Consider the following 17,043-nt stretch of genomic DNA (forward strand, 5'->3'; position numbering starts at 1 on the left):
GTGACCTGCCTCCTCGGCGCCCAGCGGTAGCGGGAGCTCCTGCGGCGCCGGGAGTGCGGCCGTCGTGCCCGGACCGGTCGTCGGCCTGGGCCGGACGCGCGCCCTTGCCTGCCTGCAACCTCACGCCGTCGCCCCGCACTTGGGGCAGATCCGCGACGACGCCTTCCGTCCTGCCGCTCGCCCGTTGCGGACGAGAGTCCGTCGGCGCCCGCTCCGGCATGTCCGGATTCTTGACCGCTGCTCCGGCCTCCGCGATGCTGTGTTGCGGAACATGAGATGCGTGCCGTAATGGGCAACATAGACACCATCCCTACTGTCAGCCGAGGAGTGGCCATGTCCCAGCAGGTCCGTGCTGTCGTCGCGATGAGCAAGGGAGCCCCCGTCAGTCTGGAGACGATCGTCGTGCCGGATCCCGGACCGGGGGAGGCGCTGGTCAAGATCGAGGCCTGCGGTGTCTGCCACACCGATCTGCACTATCGGGAGGGCGGGATCAGCGACGACTTCCCGTTCCTGCTGGGGCATGAGGCGGCGGGTGTCGTGGAGGCGGTGGGGGAGGGCGTCACCGATGTCGCTCCCGGTGACTTCGTCATCCTCAACTGGCGTGCGGTGTGCGGTCAGTGCCGGGCCTGTCTGCGCGGGCGGCCGTGGTACTGCTTCGACACGCACAACGCCAGGCAGAAGATGACGCTGGCCGACGGCACGGAACTGTCCCCGGCACTCGGGATCGGTGCCTTCGCGGAGAAGACGCTGGTGGCGGCGGGGCAGTGCACGAAGGTCGACCCGGCCGCGCCCGCTGCTGCCGCGGGGCTGCTGGGGTGCGGTGTGATGGCGGGTCTGGGCGCGGCGATCAACACCGGGAAGGTCGGCCGTGGCGACACCGTCGCCGTGATCGGCTGCGGTGGAGTCGGGGCCGCGGCGATCGCCGGGTCGAGGCTGGCCGGCGCGGCGAAGATCGTCGCCGTCGACATCGACGACCGCAAGCTCGCCACGGCGACGAAGCTGGGCGCGACCCACACCGTCAACTCCCGGCAGGCGGACGCCGTCGACGCCGTACGCGAGCTGACCGGAGGCTTCGGCGCGGATGTCGTGATCGACGCGGTGGGGCGTCCGGAGACGTACCGGCAGGCCTTCTACGCCCGCGACCTCGCCGGCACCGTCGTCCTCGTCGGTGTGCCGACGCCGGAGATGAAGCTGGAGCTGCCGCTGCTCGATGTGTTCGGGCGGGGCGGGGCGTTGAAGTCGTCCTGGTACGGCGACTGCCTGCCCTCCCGGGACTTCCCGATGCTGATCGACCTGTACCTCCAGGGCAGGCTCGACCTGGACGCCTTCGTCACCGAGACGATCGCCCTCGACGACGTGGAGAAGGCGTTCGAGCGGATGCACCACGGCGACGTCCTGCGCTCGGTGGTCGTCCTCTGATGCCGGGCGCCCGCATCGAACGCCTCGTCACCTCGGGGACGTTCTCGCTCGACGGCGGCACCTGGGACGTCGACAACAACGTGTGGATCGTGGGCGACGACACCGAGGTGATCGTCATCGACGCCGCCCATGACGCGGACGCCGTCGTCCGGGCCGTCGGCGGGCGCGCCCTGCGGGCGATCGTGTGCACCCACGCGCACAACGACCACATCGACGCCGCGCCCGAACTCTCCGCCCGGACCGGGGCGCCCGTCCTGCTGCACTCCGACGACCTGGGCTTGTGGAAGCAGACCCATCCCGACCGGACGCCCGACGCCGAGCTGACCGACGGGCAGAGCCTCCTGGTCGCGGGGACCGGGCTGACCGTGCTGCACACTCCGGGCCATGCCCCCGGGGCGGTGTGTCTGTACGCTCCACGGCTCCGCGCGCTCTTCAGCGGCGACACGCTCTTCGCCGGCGGGCCGGGCGCGACCGGACGCTCGTACAGCGACTTCCCGACCATCATCCGCTCGATCAGCGAGCGCCTCCTCGCCCTGCCGGACGACACCGTCGTACACACCGGTCACGGCGACACCACCACCATCGGCGCCGAGGCGCCGCATCTCCAGGAGTGGCTCGACCGCGGCTTCTGACCGCCCGGTCGGTGAGCGGCCCTGCCGCCGGTGCCCCCAGCGCGGAGGGCGTCGGCGGCAGGGCCGTCGGCGCGCCTCACGGACTCCTGTTTCCCCCGTCCGACCTGCGCTTTCGGGGGTGCTTCGGCATGCCCGGAACGGCCTCGCGGAAGCCCGGGCAACCTGCCCTTCCGACGCCTTGACAAGCCTTCAGGGCCGCCAGCAGACTGACGTTGCGCTCATCGCAATCCGTTTCGCTATACGCACCCGAGGTGTCATGATGATTCCCGCGTGCCGTCTCGCGGATCTGCCGCGAGGCGAGGCCCACCGGCTCGACGTCGACCCGCCCGTGGCGGTGTTCCACACCGACGACGGTGAACTCTTCGCCGTCGACGACACCTGCACCCACCAGGACGCGTCGCTCGCCGACGGCTGGCTGGAGGGCTGTGAGGTGGAATGTCCCCTGCACGCCTCGAAGTTCGACCTGCGCACGGGTGCCGTGGACGCGCCCCCGGCCAAACTGCCGGTCCGCACCCACGAGGTCGTCGTCGAGGACGGCATGCTGTACGTCCGGCTCTCCACGGCGGCGCCCAACCTGCCGCCGTGCGTCTCCGCCCGCCTGGCCGGAGGCGTCGCGTGAGGACCGTGGCCGTCGTAGGCGCCTCGCTGGCCGGTCTGTCGGCCGCGCGCTCGCTGCGCAAGCGGGGTTACGACGGCCGCCTGGTCCTCGTCGGCGAGGAGTCGCACCGGCCGTACGACCGGCCGCCGCTGTCCAAGGAGTTCCTGGCCGGCACCCTCGGCGAAGCCGAACTCGCGCTGGAGCGGGACGACGAGGACCTGCAGGCGGAGTGGGTGCTCGGCACCCGCGCCACCGGACTCGACCGCGCCGAGCGGGCGATCCGGCTCGCCGACGGCCGGGAGATCCGCGCCGACGGCGTGGTCGTCGCCACCGGCGCGGCCGCCCGCATCCTGCCCGGCACCGAGGGTCTGGCCGGAGTCCACGTGCTGCGCACACTGGACGACGCCCGCGCCCTGCGCGACGAACTCGCCCTGGGCGGACGGCTGGTGGTGATCGGCGGCGGGTTCATCGGTGCCGAGGTCGCCTCCACCGCGCATGCCCTCGGCCTCGACGTCACCGTGGTCGAGGCGGCCCCGACGCCGCTGGCCGGGCCGCTCGGCGGGGCCATGGGCGGCGTCGTCTCCGCCCTGCACGCCGATCACGGCGTACGGCTGCTGTGCGGTGTGGGAGTCAAGGGGCTCAGCGGGGAGCGCCGGGTGGACGCCGTGCTTCTCGAGGACGGCCGCGGCGTTCCCGCCGACACCGTCGTCGTCGGCGTGGGCGCCCGGCCCTGTGTCGACTGGCTCGACGGATCCGGCGTGGCGCTCGACAACGGCGTGAAGTGCGGCGCCGACGGCCGTACGACCCTGGCCGGGGTGGTCGCCGTGGGCGACTGCGCCAACTGGTACGACCCGCACACCGGCGCGCACCGCCGGGTCGAGCACTGGACCGGCGCGCTGGAACGGCCGGACACCGCCGTCGCCACGCTCCTCGCGGGCGGTGCCGGAGAGCCGGGCGTGCCCCGGCCCGCGTACTTCTGGTCGGACCAGTACGGCGTGAAGATCCAGTTCGTCGGTCACGCGGCCGGGGCCGACGACGTGACGGTCGAGGCGGGCTCCACCGAGGACCGCAGCTTCCTCGCCGTGTACCGGCGGGCGGGCCGGCCGGTCGCCGTGCTCGGGATGAACCAGCCGCGGCTGTTCACCCGCTGGCGCAAGCAGCTCACCTCCGCGGCGACCGTGTCCTGACGTCACCGCGGACCGACGTACCGATGTACCGACGTAGCGACGTATCGATGTATTGACGGCATCACGACGTTTCCCGAGGAGTGCACCGTGACCTCGACCAGCCTGCCGGACAGCCTGATCGCCACTCTTCCCGGCTCCGCCTACACGGATCCCGGTGTCTTCGCCCAGGAGCAGGAGCACATCTTCGAGACGATGTGGTTCTGTGTCGCGCGCTCGTCCGAGCTGGCGAAACCCGGCGCCTTCCGCACCGTCGACGTGGGCCGCGAGAGCATCCTCGTCACCCGCGCACGGGACCTCTCCGTCCGGGCCTACTTCAACGTCTGCCGGCACCGCGGAGCCAGGCTCCGCACCGAGGAGTCGGGCGAGGTCAAGCGCGCCTTCCAGTGCCCGTACCACGCCTGGACGTACGACCTGGACGGCAAGCTCGTCGCGGCGCCCAACCTCACCAGGATGCCCGACGTCGGCCGCACCGAGTACGGCCTGGTGGGCGTGGCCGTGCGGGAATGGCTCGGCTATGTCTGGGTCTGCCTCGCGGAGCACCCGCCCTCCTTCGAGGAGGACGTCATGGGCGAGGTGATCACCCGCCTCGGCGACGTCGAGTCGATCGACCGCTACGGCATCGCGAACCTCTCGGTGGGCAGGCGGATCGTCTACGACGTGCGGGCGAACTGGAAGCTCATCATCGAGAACTTCATGGAGTGCTACCACTGCGCCACCATCCACCCCGAACTCACCGAAGTGCTACCGGAGTTCGCCGACGGCTACGCCGCCCAGTACTACGTCGGCCACGGCGCCGAGTTCGGCGCGGACGTCCAGGGCTTCACCGTGGACGGCTCCGCGGGCCTCGACCGCATTCCCGGGGTGTCGGAGGACCAGGACCGCCGGTACTACGCGATCACCGTCAAGCCGCAGGTCTTCATCAACCTGGTGCCCGACCACGTGATCTTCCACCGGATGTACCCGGTGGCCGCCGACCGCACGATCGTGGAGTGCGACTGGCTCTACCTGCCGCACGTCGTGGCGAGCGGCAAGGACGTCAGCCGGTCCGTGGAGCTCTTCGACCGGGTCAACCGCCAGGACTTCGACGCCTGCGAGCGCACCCAGCCCGGCATGGGGTCACGGCTCTACGCCAAGGGCGGTGTGCTGGTCCCCAGCGAGCACCACATCGGCGCGTTCCACGCGTGGGTGAGCGAGCGTCTCGGCGGACGCACGCCGCGGTAGAAGGGGGCCGCCCGTGGCCCGCGCAGGGGGCGAACGCGGGCCGAACGGCGGTCGTACCGGGTGCGGTCAGCCCAGGTATCCCATCCGCTGGCTGATCTCCTCCGCACCCTTGACGAGCAGGGGAGCCAGCTCGTGCATGCGCTCCTCGGTGAACCGGTACGCGGGCCCGGACGCGCTGATCGAGGCGATGACCCGGCCGTCCCGGTCCCGGATCGGCGCCGCCATGGCGTGCAGCCCGATCTCCAGCTCCTCCAGCGTCCAGGCGTAACCGCGCTCCCGGGCGTCGGTGAGGTTCTTCTCCAGCTTCGCCTTCGAGGAGATCGTGCGCGGGGTCAGCTTCGTCAGGCCCGTCTCCGTCAGCAGCGCGGCGCGCTCCTTCGCGGGCAGGTGGGCCAGCATGATCTTGCCGCTGGAGGTGGCGTGCGGCGGGGTCAGCTGGCCGACCCAGTTGTGCGCGGTGACGGCGGCCTGGCCGCGCACCTGGTAGAGGTTGATCGCGTAGTGCTCCTGCAGCACGGCGATGTTGACCGTCTCGCCGATCTCCTCGGCCAGCCGCTCGCACACCGGCCGGCTCTGCTGGGTGATGTCGATACGTGCTGTGACGGCGCCGGCCAGGCGTACGATGCCGAAACCGAGAGAGTACTTGCCCCGTTCGCCCGACTGCTCCACCAGGCCGCGCGCCTCCAGGGCGCCGAGCAGACGGAACGCGGTCGACTTGTGCACATCGATCTCGGCCGCCACCTCGCTCACTCCCGCCTCGCCGCGCTGCGCGAGGATCTCGAGGACGCTGATGGCCCGGTCGACGGACTGCACCCCGCCGGACTGCGTTCCGCTTGTTCCAGTATCCGGACTGTAGTTGCTCATAACGGAACTATACGCGCAGTAAACAACACGCAGTCACGTAACGCGGCGTGAACAAGGATCTTACAAGTTGCGTTGTTCGCAACCTGGTGCACATTGCGACACCCGTACTAGCATGCCGCGCATCACGACGGCGCGAGCGAGACGAGGCGGACACATGGCTCCTCTGCACTACGACTTCGTCATCGTCGGCGGTGGATCGGCCGGCAGCGCACTGGCGAACCGGCTGTCGGCCGACCCCGGAAACCGTGTGCTCGTCCTGGAGGCGGGCCGCTCCGACTACCCCTGGGACGTCTTCATCCACATGCCCGCGGCCCTCACCTACCCCATAGGCAGCCGCTTCTACGACTGGAAGTACGAGTCCGAGCCCGAGCCGCACATGGGCGGCCGGCGCATCTACCACGCCCGCGGCAAGGTGCTCGGCGGCTCCAGCAGTATCAACGGCATGATCTTCCAGCGCGGCAACCCCATGGACTACGAGCGCTGGGCCGCCGACCCCGGCATGGAGACCTGGGACTACGCCCACTGTCTGCCGTACTTCCGCCGGATGGAGAACTGTCTGGCGGCCGACCCGGACGACGAGTTCCGCGGCCACGACGGCCCCCTCGTCCTGGAACGCGGCCCGGCCACGAACCCGCTCTTCGGCGCCTTCCTCAGGGCCACCCAGGAGGCGGGCTACGCCCCCACCGACGACGTCAACGGCTACCGGCAGGAGGGCTTCGCCGCGTTCGACCGCAACGTTCACCGCGGACGCCGGCTGTCGGCCGCGAAGGCCTACCTCAAGCCCGCGATGAAACGGCCCAACCTCACCGTGCGCACCCGCACACTCGTCACCCGGGTGCTCTTCGAGGGCGAACGCGCGGTCGGCGTCGAGTACCGGCGCGGCAACGGCGCACCCCAGCAGGTCCGGGCCGGCGAGGTCATCCTGTGCGGCGGCGCGATCAACTCGCCCCAACTGCTGCAGCTCTCCGGCGTCGGCAACGCCGCCGAGCTGTCCGCCCTCGGCATCGACGTCGTCCACGACCTGCCGGGCGTCGGCGAGAACATGCAGGACCACCTGGAGGTGTACGTCCAGTACGCCTGCAAGCGGCCCGTCTCCATGCAGCCGTACATGGCGAAGTGGCGCGCGCCCCTCATCGGCCTGCAGTGGCTGTTCCGCACGGGGCCGGCGGCCACCAACCACTTCGAGGCCGGCGGCTTCGCCCGCAGCAACGAGGACGTGGACTACCCCAACCTGATGTTCCACTTCCTGCCGGTCGCGGTCCGCTACGACGGCTCCTCGCCGGCCGGCGGCCACGGCTATCAGGTGCACGTCGGACCCATGTACTCCGACGCGCTCGGCTCGGTGAAGATCAGGAGCAGGGACCCGCGGGTCAAGCCCGCGCTGCGCTTCAACTACCTCTCCACCGAGCAGGACCGCCGCGAGTGGGTCGAGGCGATCCGTGTCGCCCGCAGGATCCTCAACCAGCCCGCGCTCGCCTCCTACAACGGCGGCGAGATCTCGCCCGGACCCTCCGTCGACACCGACGAGGAGATCCTCGCCTGGGTCGCCAAGGAGGGCGAGACGGCCCTGCACCCCTCCTGCACCTGCAAGATGGGCACCGACGACATGGCCGTCGTCGACCCGCTGACCCTGCGGGTGCACGGCGTGGACGGGCTGCGCGTGGTGGACGCCTCGGTGATGCCCTACGTCACCAACGGCAACATCTACGCGCCGGTGATGATGGTCGCCGAGAAGGCGGCCGACATCATTCTCGGCAGGGAGCCGCTGGAGCCCTCCAAGGCCGTGTACTACCGGCACGGCGACGCCCGGACGCAGGCCGGGTAGCCGATGGCGGCCGAGGCCCTGCGGACGCTGCTCGGCCGCGTCCGCTACGAGGTGCTCCCGGCACGGGCGACGGAGGCGAAGGTCCTCGCCCATGTGCCCCGCGACATCGTGGTCACGGTCACGGCGTCGCCGGTCAAGGGGCTGGAACCGACACTGGCCCTCACCGAGCGGCTCGCGGCACACGGTTACCGCGTCGTCCCGCACCTCCCCGCACGGCTGCTGCGGGACGACGCGCACCTGAAGGACGTCGCCGAGCGGCTGCGTGCCACGGGGATCGACGACCTCTTCGTACCGGCGGGCGACGCCGACCCGCCGGCCGGACCGTACGAGGGTGCGCTCCCGGTGCTCCGTCGACTTGCCGAACTGGGCAGTCCCTTCGAGGAGTTGGGCATCACCGGCTATCCGGAGAGCCATCCCGTCATCCACGACGACATCACCGTCCAGTCGATGTGGGACAAGCGCGCGCACGCGACGTACATCGTCAGCAACCTGTGCTTCGACCCGCGGGTGCTCGGCGACTGGATCACCCGGATCCGGCGGCGCGCCATCACCCTGCCCGTGTACGTCGGCGTCGCGGGGCCCGTGCAGCGCGCGAAGCTGCTGGCCATGGCGACGAAGATCGGGGTGGGGGAGTCGACGCGCTTCCTCACCCGGCACCCCGCCTGGTTCCTGCGCCTCGCGGCACCCGGCGGCTACGCCCCCGAGAGGCTGCTCACACGGGGTGCGCAGGCGCTGACCGGGCCGTCGGCCGGGGTGGCCGGTCTGCATCTGTTCACCTTCAACCAGCTTGCCGAGACGGAGCGTTGGCGGCGTGCCCTGCTGGACCGGCTGGGCGGCTGAGAACCGCGGTCGACCGACCCCTTGACGGGTGCCGGGCATTCGGCCAGGGTGTTCCACCACAAGCAATGCAATGCACAATGCGCAACGGATTCGGTTCGAAGGGCGCGTCGCATGGCAGATCTGTATGTGGCCGGAGAATGGCGTGATCCGGTGGCCGGCGGTCACCGCGAGATCCGCTGTCCGGCGGACGGCACGCTCGTCGCGACGGTTTCGGAAGGCACCCGCCCCGACACCGGGGCGGCGATCGCCGCGGCCCGGCGGGCCTTCGACGACGGCCCCTGGCCCGGCACCCCCGAGCGCGAACGCGGTGCGCTGCTGCTGCGCACCGCCGACATCATCGAGCGCGACGCCAAGGAGTTCGCCCGCGCCGAGTCCCTCGACACCGGCAAGCGCCTGGTCGAGAGCGAGTACGACATCGCCGACGTCGTCGCCTGCCTGCGCTACTACGGCGGCATCGCCGGCACCGGCGCCGGCCGGGTGATCGACACCGGCCGCGACGACGCCCTCAGCCGGGTCGTGTACGAGCCCGTCGGGGTCTGCGCACTGATCACCCCCTGGAACTACCCACTGCTGCAAGCCTCGTGGAAGGTCGCCCCGGCGCTGCTCGCGGGCAACACGATCGTCCTCAAACCCAGCGAACTGACGCCCTCCACCTCGATCCTGCTGATGAAGGCGCTGGAGGAGGCCGGACTGCCCGCAGGCGCCGCCAACCTCGTCCTGGGCGCCGGAGCCGAGGCGGGCGCACCGCTGGCCGAGGACCCGGCCGTCGACATGGTGTCGTTCACCGGAGGCCTGGACACCGGACGGCACATCATGGCGGCCGCCGCGGCGACGGTGAAGAAGGTCGCGCTCGAACTCGGCGGCAAGAACCCCAACGTGGTCTTCGCCGACGCCGACGTCGAGACGGCCGTCGACTTCGCGCTCACCGCCGTCTTCCTGCACTCCGGGCAGGTCTGCTCGGCCGGTGCCCGGCTGATCGTGCAGGACTCGCTGCACGACGCCTTCGTGGACGAGGTCGTACGCCGCGCCCGCCTCATCCGGCTCGGCGGTCCCTTCGACCCCGGGGCGGAGACCGGGCCGCTGATCTCCGCGCGGCACCGGGAGAAGGTCGAGGCGTACGTCGCGGCGGGCCTCGCCGAGGGCGCCGTACTGCGCTGCGGCGGGACACGACCCGACGACCCGGCGCTGGCGGGCGGCTTCTACTACCCGCCGACCGTCCTGGACGCGTGCCGCCAGGACATGCGCGTGGTGCACGAGGAGTCCTTCGGGCCCGTGCTGACCGTCGAGAGCTTCCGCGACGAGGACGACGCCGTGCGTATCGCCAACGACACGGAGTACGGCCTCGCGGGGGCCGTGTGGACACAGGACGCGGGCAAGGCACAGCGGGTCGCCCGCCGACTGCGGCACGGCACCGTGTGGATCAACGACTACCACCCCTATGTGCCACAGGCCGAGTGGGGTGGGTTCGGGCACTCCGGCGTGGGCCGCGAGCTGGGGCCGTCCGGCCTCGACGAGTACCGGGAGCCCAAGCACGTCTGGCAGAACATCCAACCCCGGCCGCAGCACTGGTTCCGCGGCTGAACGCCGAAGAAAGGTCGACCATGGCCCCAGCACAGACCGAGGTGTCGCAGCGGCGCGACACGTCCGAGGACCCCCAGGACCGCACCCCCGTCGTCTCCGTGCGCCGGCTGTGGAAGGTGTTCGGGCCCAAGGCCGACGAGGTGCCGGGCTCCGCGGAGCTGTGCGGACTCACCCGCCGCGAGCTGATGGACCGCACCGGCTGCACCGCCGCCGTACGGGACGTGAGCTTCGAGGTGTCGCCCGGCGAGGTGTTCGTCGTGATGGGACTGTCCGGCTCGGGCAAGTCCACCCTGGTGCGATGTCTCACCCGCCTGATCGAACCCACCGCGGGCGAGGTCGTCTTCGAGGGCGAGGACATCCGCGGCGCCGACCCCCGGCGGCTGCGCGAGCTGCGGCGCAGCAAGTTCTCCATGGTCTTCCAGCACTTCGGCCTGCTGCCGCACCGCAAGGTCGTGGACAACGTGGCCTTCGGTCTGGAGATCCGCGGCATGAGCAAGGCGGAGCGGGTCCGACGGGCTCTGGAGACGGTCGAGTTGGTGGGCCTCGCCGGATACGAGAACTCCTACCCCGACCAGCTCTCCGGCGGTATGCAGCAGCGCGTGGGCCTCGCCCGCGCCCTCGCCGGCGACCCCGACGTCCTCTTCTTCGACGAGCCGTTCTCGGCGCTCGACCCGCTGATCCGCCGTGACATGCAGAGCGAGGTCATCCGGCTGCACCACGAGGTCGGCAAGACCATGGTGTTCATCACCCACGACCTCTCCGAGGCCCTCAAACTGGGCGACCGCATCCTGATCATGCGCGACGGCAGGATGGTGCAGTGCGGCACCGGGGACGAACTGGTCGGCGCCCCCGCCGACGACTATGTACGGGACTTCGTGCGGGACGTGCCGCGCGGCGACGTCCTCACCCTGCGCTGGATCATGCGCCCCGCCGAGCCCGAAGACGCCCTCGACGGGCCCGAGTTGGGGCCTGATGTCGTGGTGCGCGAGGCCACCCGGGCGGTGCTGGCCGCCGAGAAGCCGGTCAAGGTCGTCGAGGGCGGCAAGCTGCTCGGCATCGTCGGCGACGAGGAGATCCTCTCCGTCGTCGCCGGTGCCGAAGGCGGTGCGTGATGGCCGTCGCCGCCGACGCGACCGCGTCGGTCACCCCCCTGCGGGAGAGGGCCAGCCGTCCGATGGTGGTGGCCGCCGTCCTGGCCGGCTGGCTGGTGCTCTTCGCCGTGCTGCGCGGCCGGCAGACACTGACCCTCGCGGCGGCCGACCTCACCGGGCTGCACCGCTGGCTGAACGACCTCAACGACAGCATCGGGGCCAACCGCAACTCCAACCCGCTCTTCCTGTACTTCTTCAACGAGATCCGGCTGGCCATCGACAACCTGGTGACCTTCGTCCAGTCCCTGATCTCCCAGCCCACCGGCACCCGGCCCGTCCCGCAGATCGGCTGGCTCGGCGTCGTCGGCATCACCGGCTATGTCTCCTGGGCCGTGGGCAACTGGCGGGTCGCCCTGCTGGCCGTGGCCGGCTTCACCTTCTTCGGGTTGCAGGGGCTGTGGCAGGAGAGCATGGACACCCTGGCGCTGACCCTGTCGGCGGTCCTCGTGGCGCTGCTCATCGGCATCCCGCTCGGTGTGTGGGCGGGGCTGTCCGACCGGTTCAACCGGATCATGACGCCCTTCCTGGACTTCATGCAGACGATGCCGACCTTCGTCTACCTCGCCCCGCTGACCCTGATCTTCCTCATCGGTGGCGCCTCCGCCGTGATCACCACGGTGATCTACGCGGCACCGCCCGCCATCCGCATCACCGCGCACGCCATCCGCTCCGTACCCGAGACCACCGTCGAGGCGGCGAATTCGCTCGGCACGACACGTTTGCAGCAACTGGTCAAAGTGCTGCTGCCGATGTCCCGGCGCACCGTCGTCATGGGCGTGAACCAGACCATCATGGCCGCCCTCGCCATGGTGACCATCGCCGCCCTGATCGACGCGCCCGGCCTCGGCAAGACCGTCGTCCAGGCCCTCCAGTCCCTCGACGTCGGCACCGCCTTCAACGCCGGACTCGCCATCGTCGTCATGGCGATCGTGCTCGACCGGGTCACCACGGCCGCCGCCGCGCGCACCGAGACGGCCCGCCGCACCGACGCCCGGCTGCTCAGGTGGCGCCGTCCGCTGCTGGCGGCGGGCGCGATCGGACTCGGCTTCGTGATCTATGTGTCCCACACCTACGTGTGGGCGGCACAGTTCCCGGGCCATGGCGCCGTCGGCAGCCACATCGCGAGCGCGGCGGACACCACGACCGGCTGGCTCCAGAACCATGTGTCGGGACTGACCAACGGTCTGCGCAACGTGCTCACCAACGGCCTGCTCAATCCGTTCCAGACCCTGCTCACCGACTCCCCGTGGTGGCTCGTCGGCATCGTCCTGGTCGCGCTCGCCCTGGTGCTCGGCGGCCGGTGGGCCGCGGTGACGGGCGCCTGCTGCGTCGGGCTGCTGGTCGGCACGGGCGTGTGGTCGGACAGCATGACCACCCTCGCCTCGACGGCCGTGGCCACGGTGCTGGTGATGCTGCTCGGTGTCGTCTTCGGTGTGTGGATGGGGCGCAGCGCCCTCGTGGACCGGGTGGTGCGGCCCACCCTGGACGCGGCACAGGTCATGCCGCCCTTCGTCTATCTCGTACCGTTCCTGGCCCTGTTCGGCGCCACCCGGTTCACCGCGATCGTCGCGGCCGTCGTCTACGCGGCACCCGTCGCGATCAAGATCATCGCGGACGGGGTGCGGAACGTCCCCGAGGCCACCGTGGAGGCGGCCACCTCTGCCGGGTGCAACACCTGGCAGATCATCACCAAGGTCCAGCTGCCGATGGCCCGCAGCGCCCTGACGCTCGCGACCAACCAGGGCCTGATCTACGTGCTGTCGATGGTCGTGGTGGGCGGCCTGGTGGGGGCGGGCGCCCTCGGCTACGACGTCGTGGCCGGATTCTCGCAGGGACAGCTGTACGGCAAGGGGCTCGCGGCGGGACTGGCCATCGTCCTGCTCGGAGTCATGTTCGACCGGATCACTCAGGCCGCGGCGCGCCGCACCCGGGCATAAGGAGCACGACACCATGGCAAGACACTGGCAAGCCGGCGCGGCCGGCCTGGCCGTCCTCGGCCTCACCCTCACGGCCTGCTCGGGGGCGAAGGTCGGCGACAGCACCTCCGCGGGTGCGAAGTCCTCGGGCGGCAGGTGCGGCACCTTCAACCTGGCCGTCAACCCGTGGATCGGCTACGAGGCGGACGCGGCGGTCGTGGCGTACGTCGCGCAGCACGACCTGGGCTGCACCGTCACCAAGAAGGACCTGAAGGAGGAGATCGCCTGGCAGGGCTTCGGGACCGGCGAGGTCGACGCGGTCCTGGAGAACTGGGGCCACGACGATCTGAAGAAGAAGTACATCACGAGCCAGAAGACGGCCGTCGAGGCCGGCTCGACCGGCAACAAGGGCGTCATCGGCTGGTTCGTGCCGCCGTGGCTGGCCAAGGCGCACCCGGACATCCTCGACTGGAAGAACCTCGACACGTACGCGGACAGGTTCAAGACGTCCGAGTCCGGCGGCAAGGGCCAACTGCTGGACGGCGACCCGTCGTACGTCACGAACGACGCGGCCCTGGTGAAGAACCTGAAGCTGAACTTCAAGGTGGTGTACGCAGGCAGCGAGACCGCGCTCATCCAGGCCTTCAGAACGGCCGAGAAGAACAAGCAGTGGATGATCGGCTACTTCTACGAGCCGCAGTGGTTCATGTCCGAGGTGCCCCTGGCCAAGGTCAACCTCCCGAAGTACACGACGGGCTGCGACACCGACGCGGCGAAGGTGGCCTGCGACTATCCCCTCTACGACCTGGACAAGATCGTCAGTGCGCAGTTCGCCAAGTCGGGCAGCCCGGCGTACGGCCTGGTGAAGAACTTCCACTGGACCAACGACGACCAGAACACCGTCGCCCGGTACATCGCGCAGGACAAGATGTCGGACGACGCGGCGGCCAAGAAGTGGGTCGACGCGAACCGCGACAAGGTCGATGCCTGGCTCAAGTAGCACGGGCGGGAAAGGGCCGAACGGACCAGCCCGGCAGGCGGTGCGCACCCATGCGCACCGCCTGCCGGGCGCTGTCGTGTTCCCGCCCGTGAGCAGGCCGTTTTCCGATGTCACCGCCCCCTTGACACCTCTCCTCGACGGCGGGCACATTGAGTTGCGCAGCCTGAACCGCGTTGCGTAGCAAGCAACTGAATCGGTCTCAAGTTCGGAGGTTGGCGATGGCGGGACCCCGAGTGGTGATCATCGGAGCGGGCGTCGTGGGAGCGGCCCTGGCGGACGAGATCTCCGCACGCGGCTGGACCGAAGTGACCGTGGTCGACCAGGGCCCCCTCCCGGCCACCGGGGGCTCTTCCTCGCACGCCCCCGGCCTGGTCTTCCAGACGAACTCCTCGAAGACGATGACGGAGCTCGCCCGCTACACCGTCGAGAAGTTCTGCTCCCTCGACGTCGACGGCAAGCCCTGCTTCCTCCAGGTCGGCGGCCTCGAAGTGGCGACCAGCCCCGAGCGCCTCGCCGAACTGCACCGCCGCCACGGCTGGATCACCGCCTGGGGCATCGAGTCCCGTCTGCTGAGCCCGGACGAGTGCGTCGAGCGGCACCCGCTGGTCAACCGGGACCGGGTGCTCGGCGGCCTCCTCGTTCCCACCGACGGACTCGCCAAGGCCGTCCTCGCCGTCGAGGCGCAGATCCGCCGGGCCACCGAGCGCGGTGTGCGCTTCCTCGCCCGCCACGAAGTCCTCGACATCCGCCAGAGCGTCGGCCGCGTCACCGGCGTCGTCACCGACCAGGGCGAGATCCCCGCCGACATCGTCGTGTGCTGCGCCGGCATCTGGGGCCCGAAGATCGCCCGCATGGCCGGGATGAACCTGCCGCTCACCCCGCTCGCCCACCAGCTCGCCTGGACCGGCCCGGTCCCCGCCCTCGCCGGCCAGACCGAGGAGGCGGTCCGCCCGATCCTGCGCCACCAGGACGCCGACCTCTACTACCGCGACCGCTTCGACGGCCTCGGCATCGGCTACTACGGCCACCGCCCCATGCCGGTCTCCGCGGACGACATCCTCTCCGTGGACGAGGCCGAACAGATGCCCTCCGTCCTGAAGTTCACCGAGGAGGACTTCGCGGACGCCTGGACCGAGACCCGGTCCCTGCTGCCCGCGACCCGCGAGGCCAAGGTCGAGGAGGGCATCAACGGCCTGTTCTCCTTCACCACCGACGGCTACCCGCTGCTCGGTGAGTCCCCCGACGTCAAGGGCTTCTGGGTCGCCGAGGCCGTCTGGGTCACCCACTCCGCGGGCGTCGGCCGGGCCGTCGCCGAATGGCTGGTCGACGGCCACTGCTCCTCCTTCGACCTGCACGAGTGCGACGTCAACCGCTTCGAGCCGCACCAGCTCTCCCCGGAGTACGTCCTGGCCCGCGACTGCCAGAACTTCGTCGAGGTCTACGACATCCTCCACCCCCTCCAGCCTTCGGGTAAGCCGCGCCCGATCCGCACCAGCCCCTTCCACGTCCGCCAGCAGGAACACGGCGCGTTCTTCCTGGAGGCGAACGGCTGGGAGCGGCCCCAGTGGTACGAGGCCAACGCGGGCCTGGTGGACGGCCGTTCGATCCCCACCCCCAACGACTGGGCCGCCCGCTACTGGTCCCCGATCGTCGGCGCCGAGGCCCAGGTCACCCGCGAGACCGTCGCCCTGTACGACATGACCGCCCTCAAGCGCCTGGAGGTCGGCGGCCCCGGCGCCGCCGGCTTCCTGGAGGGCCTGGTCACCGGCAAGGTCGCCAAGTCCGTCGGTTCGGTGACGTACACGCTGCTGCTGGACCACGACGGCGGCATCCGCAGCGACATCACCGTCGCCCGCCTCGCCCCCGACCGCTTCCAGGTCGGCGCCAACGGCAACCTCGACCTCGACTGGTTCACCCGCCACCTGCCCGCCGACGGCAGGGTCCAGGTCCGCGACATCACCGCCGGCACCTGCTGCGTCGGCCTGTGGGGCCCGCTCGCCCGAGACGTCCTCCAGCCGCTGACCGATGAGGACTTCACGAACGACGGTCTGAAGTACTTCCGCGCCAAGCACGCCTACATCGGCAGCGTCCCGGTCACCGCGATGCGCCTGTCGTACGTCGGCGAGCTGGGCTGGGAGCTGTACACCACCGCCGATCACGGCCGGAAACTGTGGGACGTCCTGTGGGCCGCCGCCGAGCCGCTCGGCGGAGTCATCGCCGGCCGCGGCGCCTTCAACAGCCTCCGCCTGGAGAAGGGGTACCGCTCCTTCGGCACCGACATGACCTACGAGCACGACCCCTACGAGGCCGGCGTCGGCTTCGCCGTCAAGCTCGACAAGGGCGACTTCATCGGCAGGTCCGCGCTCGAACGCCGCAAGGCGGACGTACGACGCAGGCTGTCCTGCCTCACCGTCGACGACCCGAGCGCGGTCGTCATGGGCAAGGAACCGGTGTACGACGGCGAGCGCGCCGTCGGCTATGTCACCAGCGCCGCCTACGGCTACACCATCGGCAAGGGCATCGCCTACGCCTGGCTCCCGGCCGAACTCGCCGTCCCCGGCACCACGGTGCACATCGGCTACTTCGACCAGCGCGTCGAGGCGGTCGTGGCCGAGGAGCCGCTGTTCGATCCGGCGATGTCCCGGCTCCGTGGGTGAGTGCTCCGCGGTGAGTGCCGCGATGTGTCGTCTTCCGGCTGCGGGCTCGTCGTGGCTGGTCGCGCAGTTCCCCGCGCCCCCGACGGGGCGCTGTGGTCCAGCCTCTGGGAAGGAGTGCTGCCGGTGACCGCACACGTGCTTGACGGTAGGGG

General features: G+C 70.5%; 13 protein-coding genes. 12 read left to right on the forward strand and 1 reads right to left on the reverse strand.

Translation table 11 applies throughout. The features are described 5' to 3' along the window. Window positions 1-333: 333 nt before the first annotated feature. The 5 genes from BIV23_RS24695 (at window position 334) to BIV23_RS24715 (ending at window position 5,057) form a co-directional block, all read left to right on the forward strand. Window positions 334-1,419, forward strand: coding sequence for an S-(hydroxymethyl)mycothiol dehydrogenase (locus tag BIV23_RS24695; RefSeq protein WP_071383141.1), 1,086 nt, complete (start codon window positions 334-336; stop codon window positions 1,417-1,419). Then, window positions 1,419-2,051: an MBL fold metallo-hydrolase gene (locus BIV23_RS24700; protein WP_071383142.1), complete on the forward strand. Its 633-nt coding sequence runs from the start codon at window positions 1,419-1,421 to the stop codon at window positions 2,049-2,051. The genes BIV23_RS24695 and BIV23_RS24700 overlap by 1 nt, the downstream gene beginning before the upstream one ends. A 256-nt stretch (window positions 2,052-2,307) precedes the next feature. After that, entirely contained in the window at window positions 2,308-2,670 is a 363-nt protein-coding gene (locus BIV23_RS24705) for a bifunctional 3-phenylpropionate/cinnamic acid dioxygenase ferredoxin subunit (RefSeq protein ID WP_071371238.1), read from the forward strand. After that, a complete protein-coding gene (locus BIV23_RS24710) occupies window positions 2,667-3,836 on the forward strand; it encodes an NAD(P)/FAD-dependent oxidoreductase (RefSeq protein WP_071383143.1) in 1,170 nt (389 codons plus the stop codon). The genes BIV23_RS24705 and BIV23_RS24710 overlap by 4 nt, the downstream gene beginning before the upstream one ends. Before the next feature lie 87 nt (window positions 3,837-3,923). Then, window positions 3,924-5,057 carry an aromatic ring-hydroxylating oxygenase subunit alpha gene (locus BIV23_RS24715; protein ID WP_071383144.1) on the forward strand — a complete coding sequence of 378 codons (1,134 nt, stop codon included), beginning with the start codon at window positions 3,924-3,926 and terminating at the stop codon, window positions 5,055-5,057. 66 nt (window positions 5,058-5,123) lie between these two features. Here BIV23_RS24715 and BIV23_RS24720 read toward each other — a convergent pair whose 3' ends face one another. Further along, the gene (locus BIV23_RS24720; RefSeq protein ID WP_071383145.1) at window positions 5,124-5,921 is read right to left on the reverse strand and encodes an IclR family transcriptional regulator; all 798 of its coding nucleotides are present in this window, start codon (window positions 5,919-5,921) and stop codon (window positions 5,124-5,126) included. Window positions 5,922-6,075: 154 nt separating this feature from the next. Here BIV23_RS24720 and betA point away from each other — a divergent pair, with 154 nt between their 5' ends. The 7 genes from betA (at window position 6,076) to BIV23_RS24755 (ending at window position 16,891) form a co-directional block, all read left to right on the forward strand. Further along, window positions 6,076-7,746, forward strand: a complete 1,671-nt coding sequence (gene betA / locus BIV23_RS24725) for a choline dehydrogenase (RefSeq protein ID WP_071383146.1) — start codon at window positions 6,076-6,078, stop codon at window positions 7,744-7,746. A 3-nt stretch (window positions 7,747-7,749) separates the two neighbouring features. Further along, window positions 7,750-8,586, forward strand: a complete 837-nt coding sequence (locus BIV23_RS24730) for a methylenetetrahydrofolate reductase (protein WP_071383147.1) — start codon at window positions 7,750-7,752, stop codon at window positions 8,584-8,586. A gap of 111 nt (window positions 8,587-8,697) precedes the next feature. Continuing rightward, entirely contained in the window at window positions 8,698-10,167 is a 1,470-nt protein-coding gene (locus tag BIV23_RS24735; RefSeq protein WP_071383148.1) for an aldehyde dehydrogenase family protein, read from the forward strand. Between the two features lie 20 nt (window positions 10,168-10,187). Then, the gene (locus BIV23_RS24740) at window positions 10,188-11,279 is read left to right on the forward strand and encodes a quaternary amine ABC transporter ATP-binding protein (protein WP_071383149.1); all 1,092 of its coding nucleotides are present in this window, start codon (window positions 10,188-10,190) and stop codon (window positions 11,277-11,279) included. After that, the gene (locus BIV23_RS24745; protein ID WP_071383150.1) at window positions 11,279-13,255 is read left to right on the forward strand and encodes an ABC transporter permease; all 1,977 of its coding nucleotides are present in this window, start codon (window positions 11,279-11,281) and stop codon (window positions 13,253-13,255) included. Before BIV23_RS24740 ends, BIV23_RS24745 begins: the two co-directional genes overlap by 1 nt. A 13-nt stretch (window positions 13,256-13,268) precedes the next feature. Further along, entirely contained in the window at window positions 13,269-14,234 is a 966-nt protein-coding gene (locus tag BIV23_RS24750; RefSeq protein WP_071383151.1) for an ABC transporter substrate-binding protein, read from the forward strand. A gap of 218 nt (window positions 14,235-14,452) precedes the next feature. Further along, on the forward strand, window positions 14,453-16,891 hold the full coding sequence (locus tag BIV23_RS24755; protein ID WP_071383152.1) for a GcvT family protein: 2,439 nt from the start codon (window positions 14,453-14,455) through the stop codon (window positions 16,889-16,891). Window positions 16,892-17,043: the final 152 nt, after the last annotated feature.

The sequence above is a fragment of the Streptomyces monashensis genome (assembly GCF_001866665.1).
GTDB classification, from domain to species: domain Bacteria; phylum Actinomycetota; class Actinomycetes; order Streptomycetales; family Streptomycetaceae; genus Streptomyces; species Streptomyces monashensis.

Excerpts from the sequence above, each read along its gene's own strand:
- BIV23_RS24745 (WP_071383150.1), top strand. The coding sequence starts at position 11,279 with ATGGCCGTCGCCGCCGACGCGACCGCGTCGGTCACCCCCCTGCGGGAG.
- BIV23_RS24735 (WP_071383148.1), top strand. The coding sequence starts at position 8,698 with ATGGCAGATCTGTATGTGGCCGGAGAATGGCGTGATCCGGTGGCCGGC.
- BIV23_RS24705 (WP_071371238.1), top strand. The coding sequence starts at position 2,308 with ATGATGATTCCCGCGTGCCGTCTCGCGGATCTGCCGCGAGGCGAGGCC.
- betA (WP_071383146.1), top strand. The coding sequence starts at position 6,076 with ATGGCTCCTCTGCACTACGACTTCGTCATCGTCGGCGGTGGATCGGCC.
- BIV23_RS24720 (WP_071383145.1), bottom strand. The coding sequence starts at position 5,921 with ATGAGCAACTACAGTCCGGATACTGGAACAAGCGGAACGCAGTCCGGC.
- BIV23_RS24755 (WP_071383152.1), top strand. The coding sequence starts at position 14,453 with ATGGCGGGACCCCGAGTGGTGATCATCGGAGCGGGCGTCGTGGGAGCG.
- BIV23_RS24695 (WP_071383141.1), top strand. The coding sequence starts at position 334 with ATGTCCCAGCAGGTCCGTGCTGTCGTCGCGATGAGCAAGGGAGCCCCC.
- BIV23_RS24700 (WP_071383142.1), top strand. The coding sequence starts at position 1,419 with ATGCCGGGCGCCCGCATCGAACGCCTCGTCACCTCGGGGACGTTCTCG.
- BIV23_RS24740 (WP_071383149.1), top strand. The coding sequence starts at position 10,188 with ATGGCCCCAGCACAGACCGAGGTGTCGCAGCGGCGCGACACGTCCGAG.
- BIV23_RS24750 (WP_071383151.1), top strand. The coding sequence starts at position 13,269 with ATGGCAAGACACTGGCAAGCCGGCGCGGCCGGCCTGGCCGTCCTCGGC.
- BIV23_RS24730 (WP_071383147.1), top strand. The coding sequence starts at position 7,750 with ATGGCGGCCGAGGCCCTGCGGACGCTGCTCGGCCGCGTCCGCTACGAG.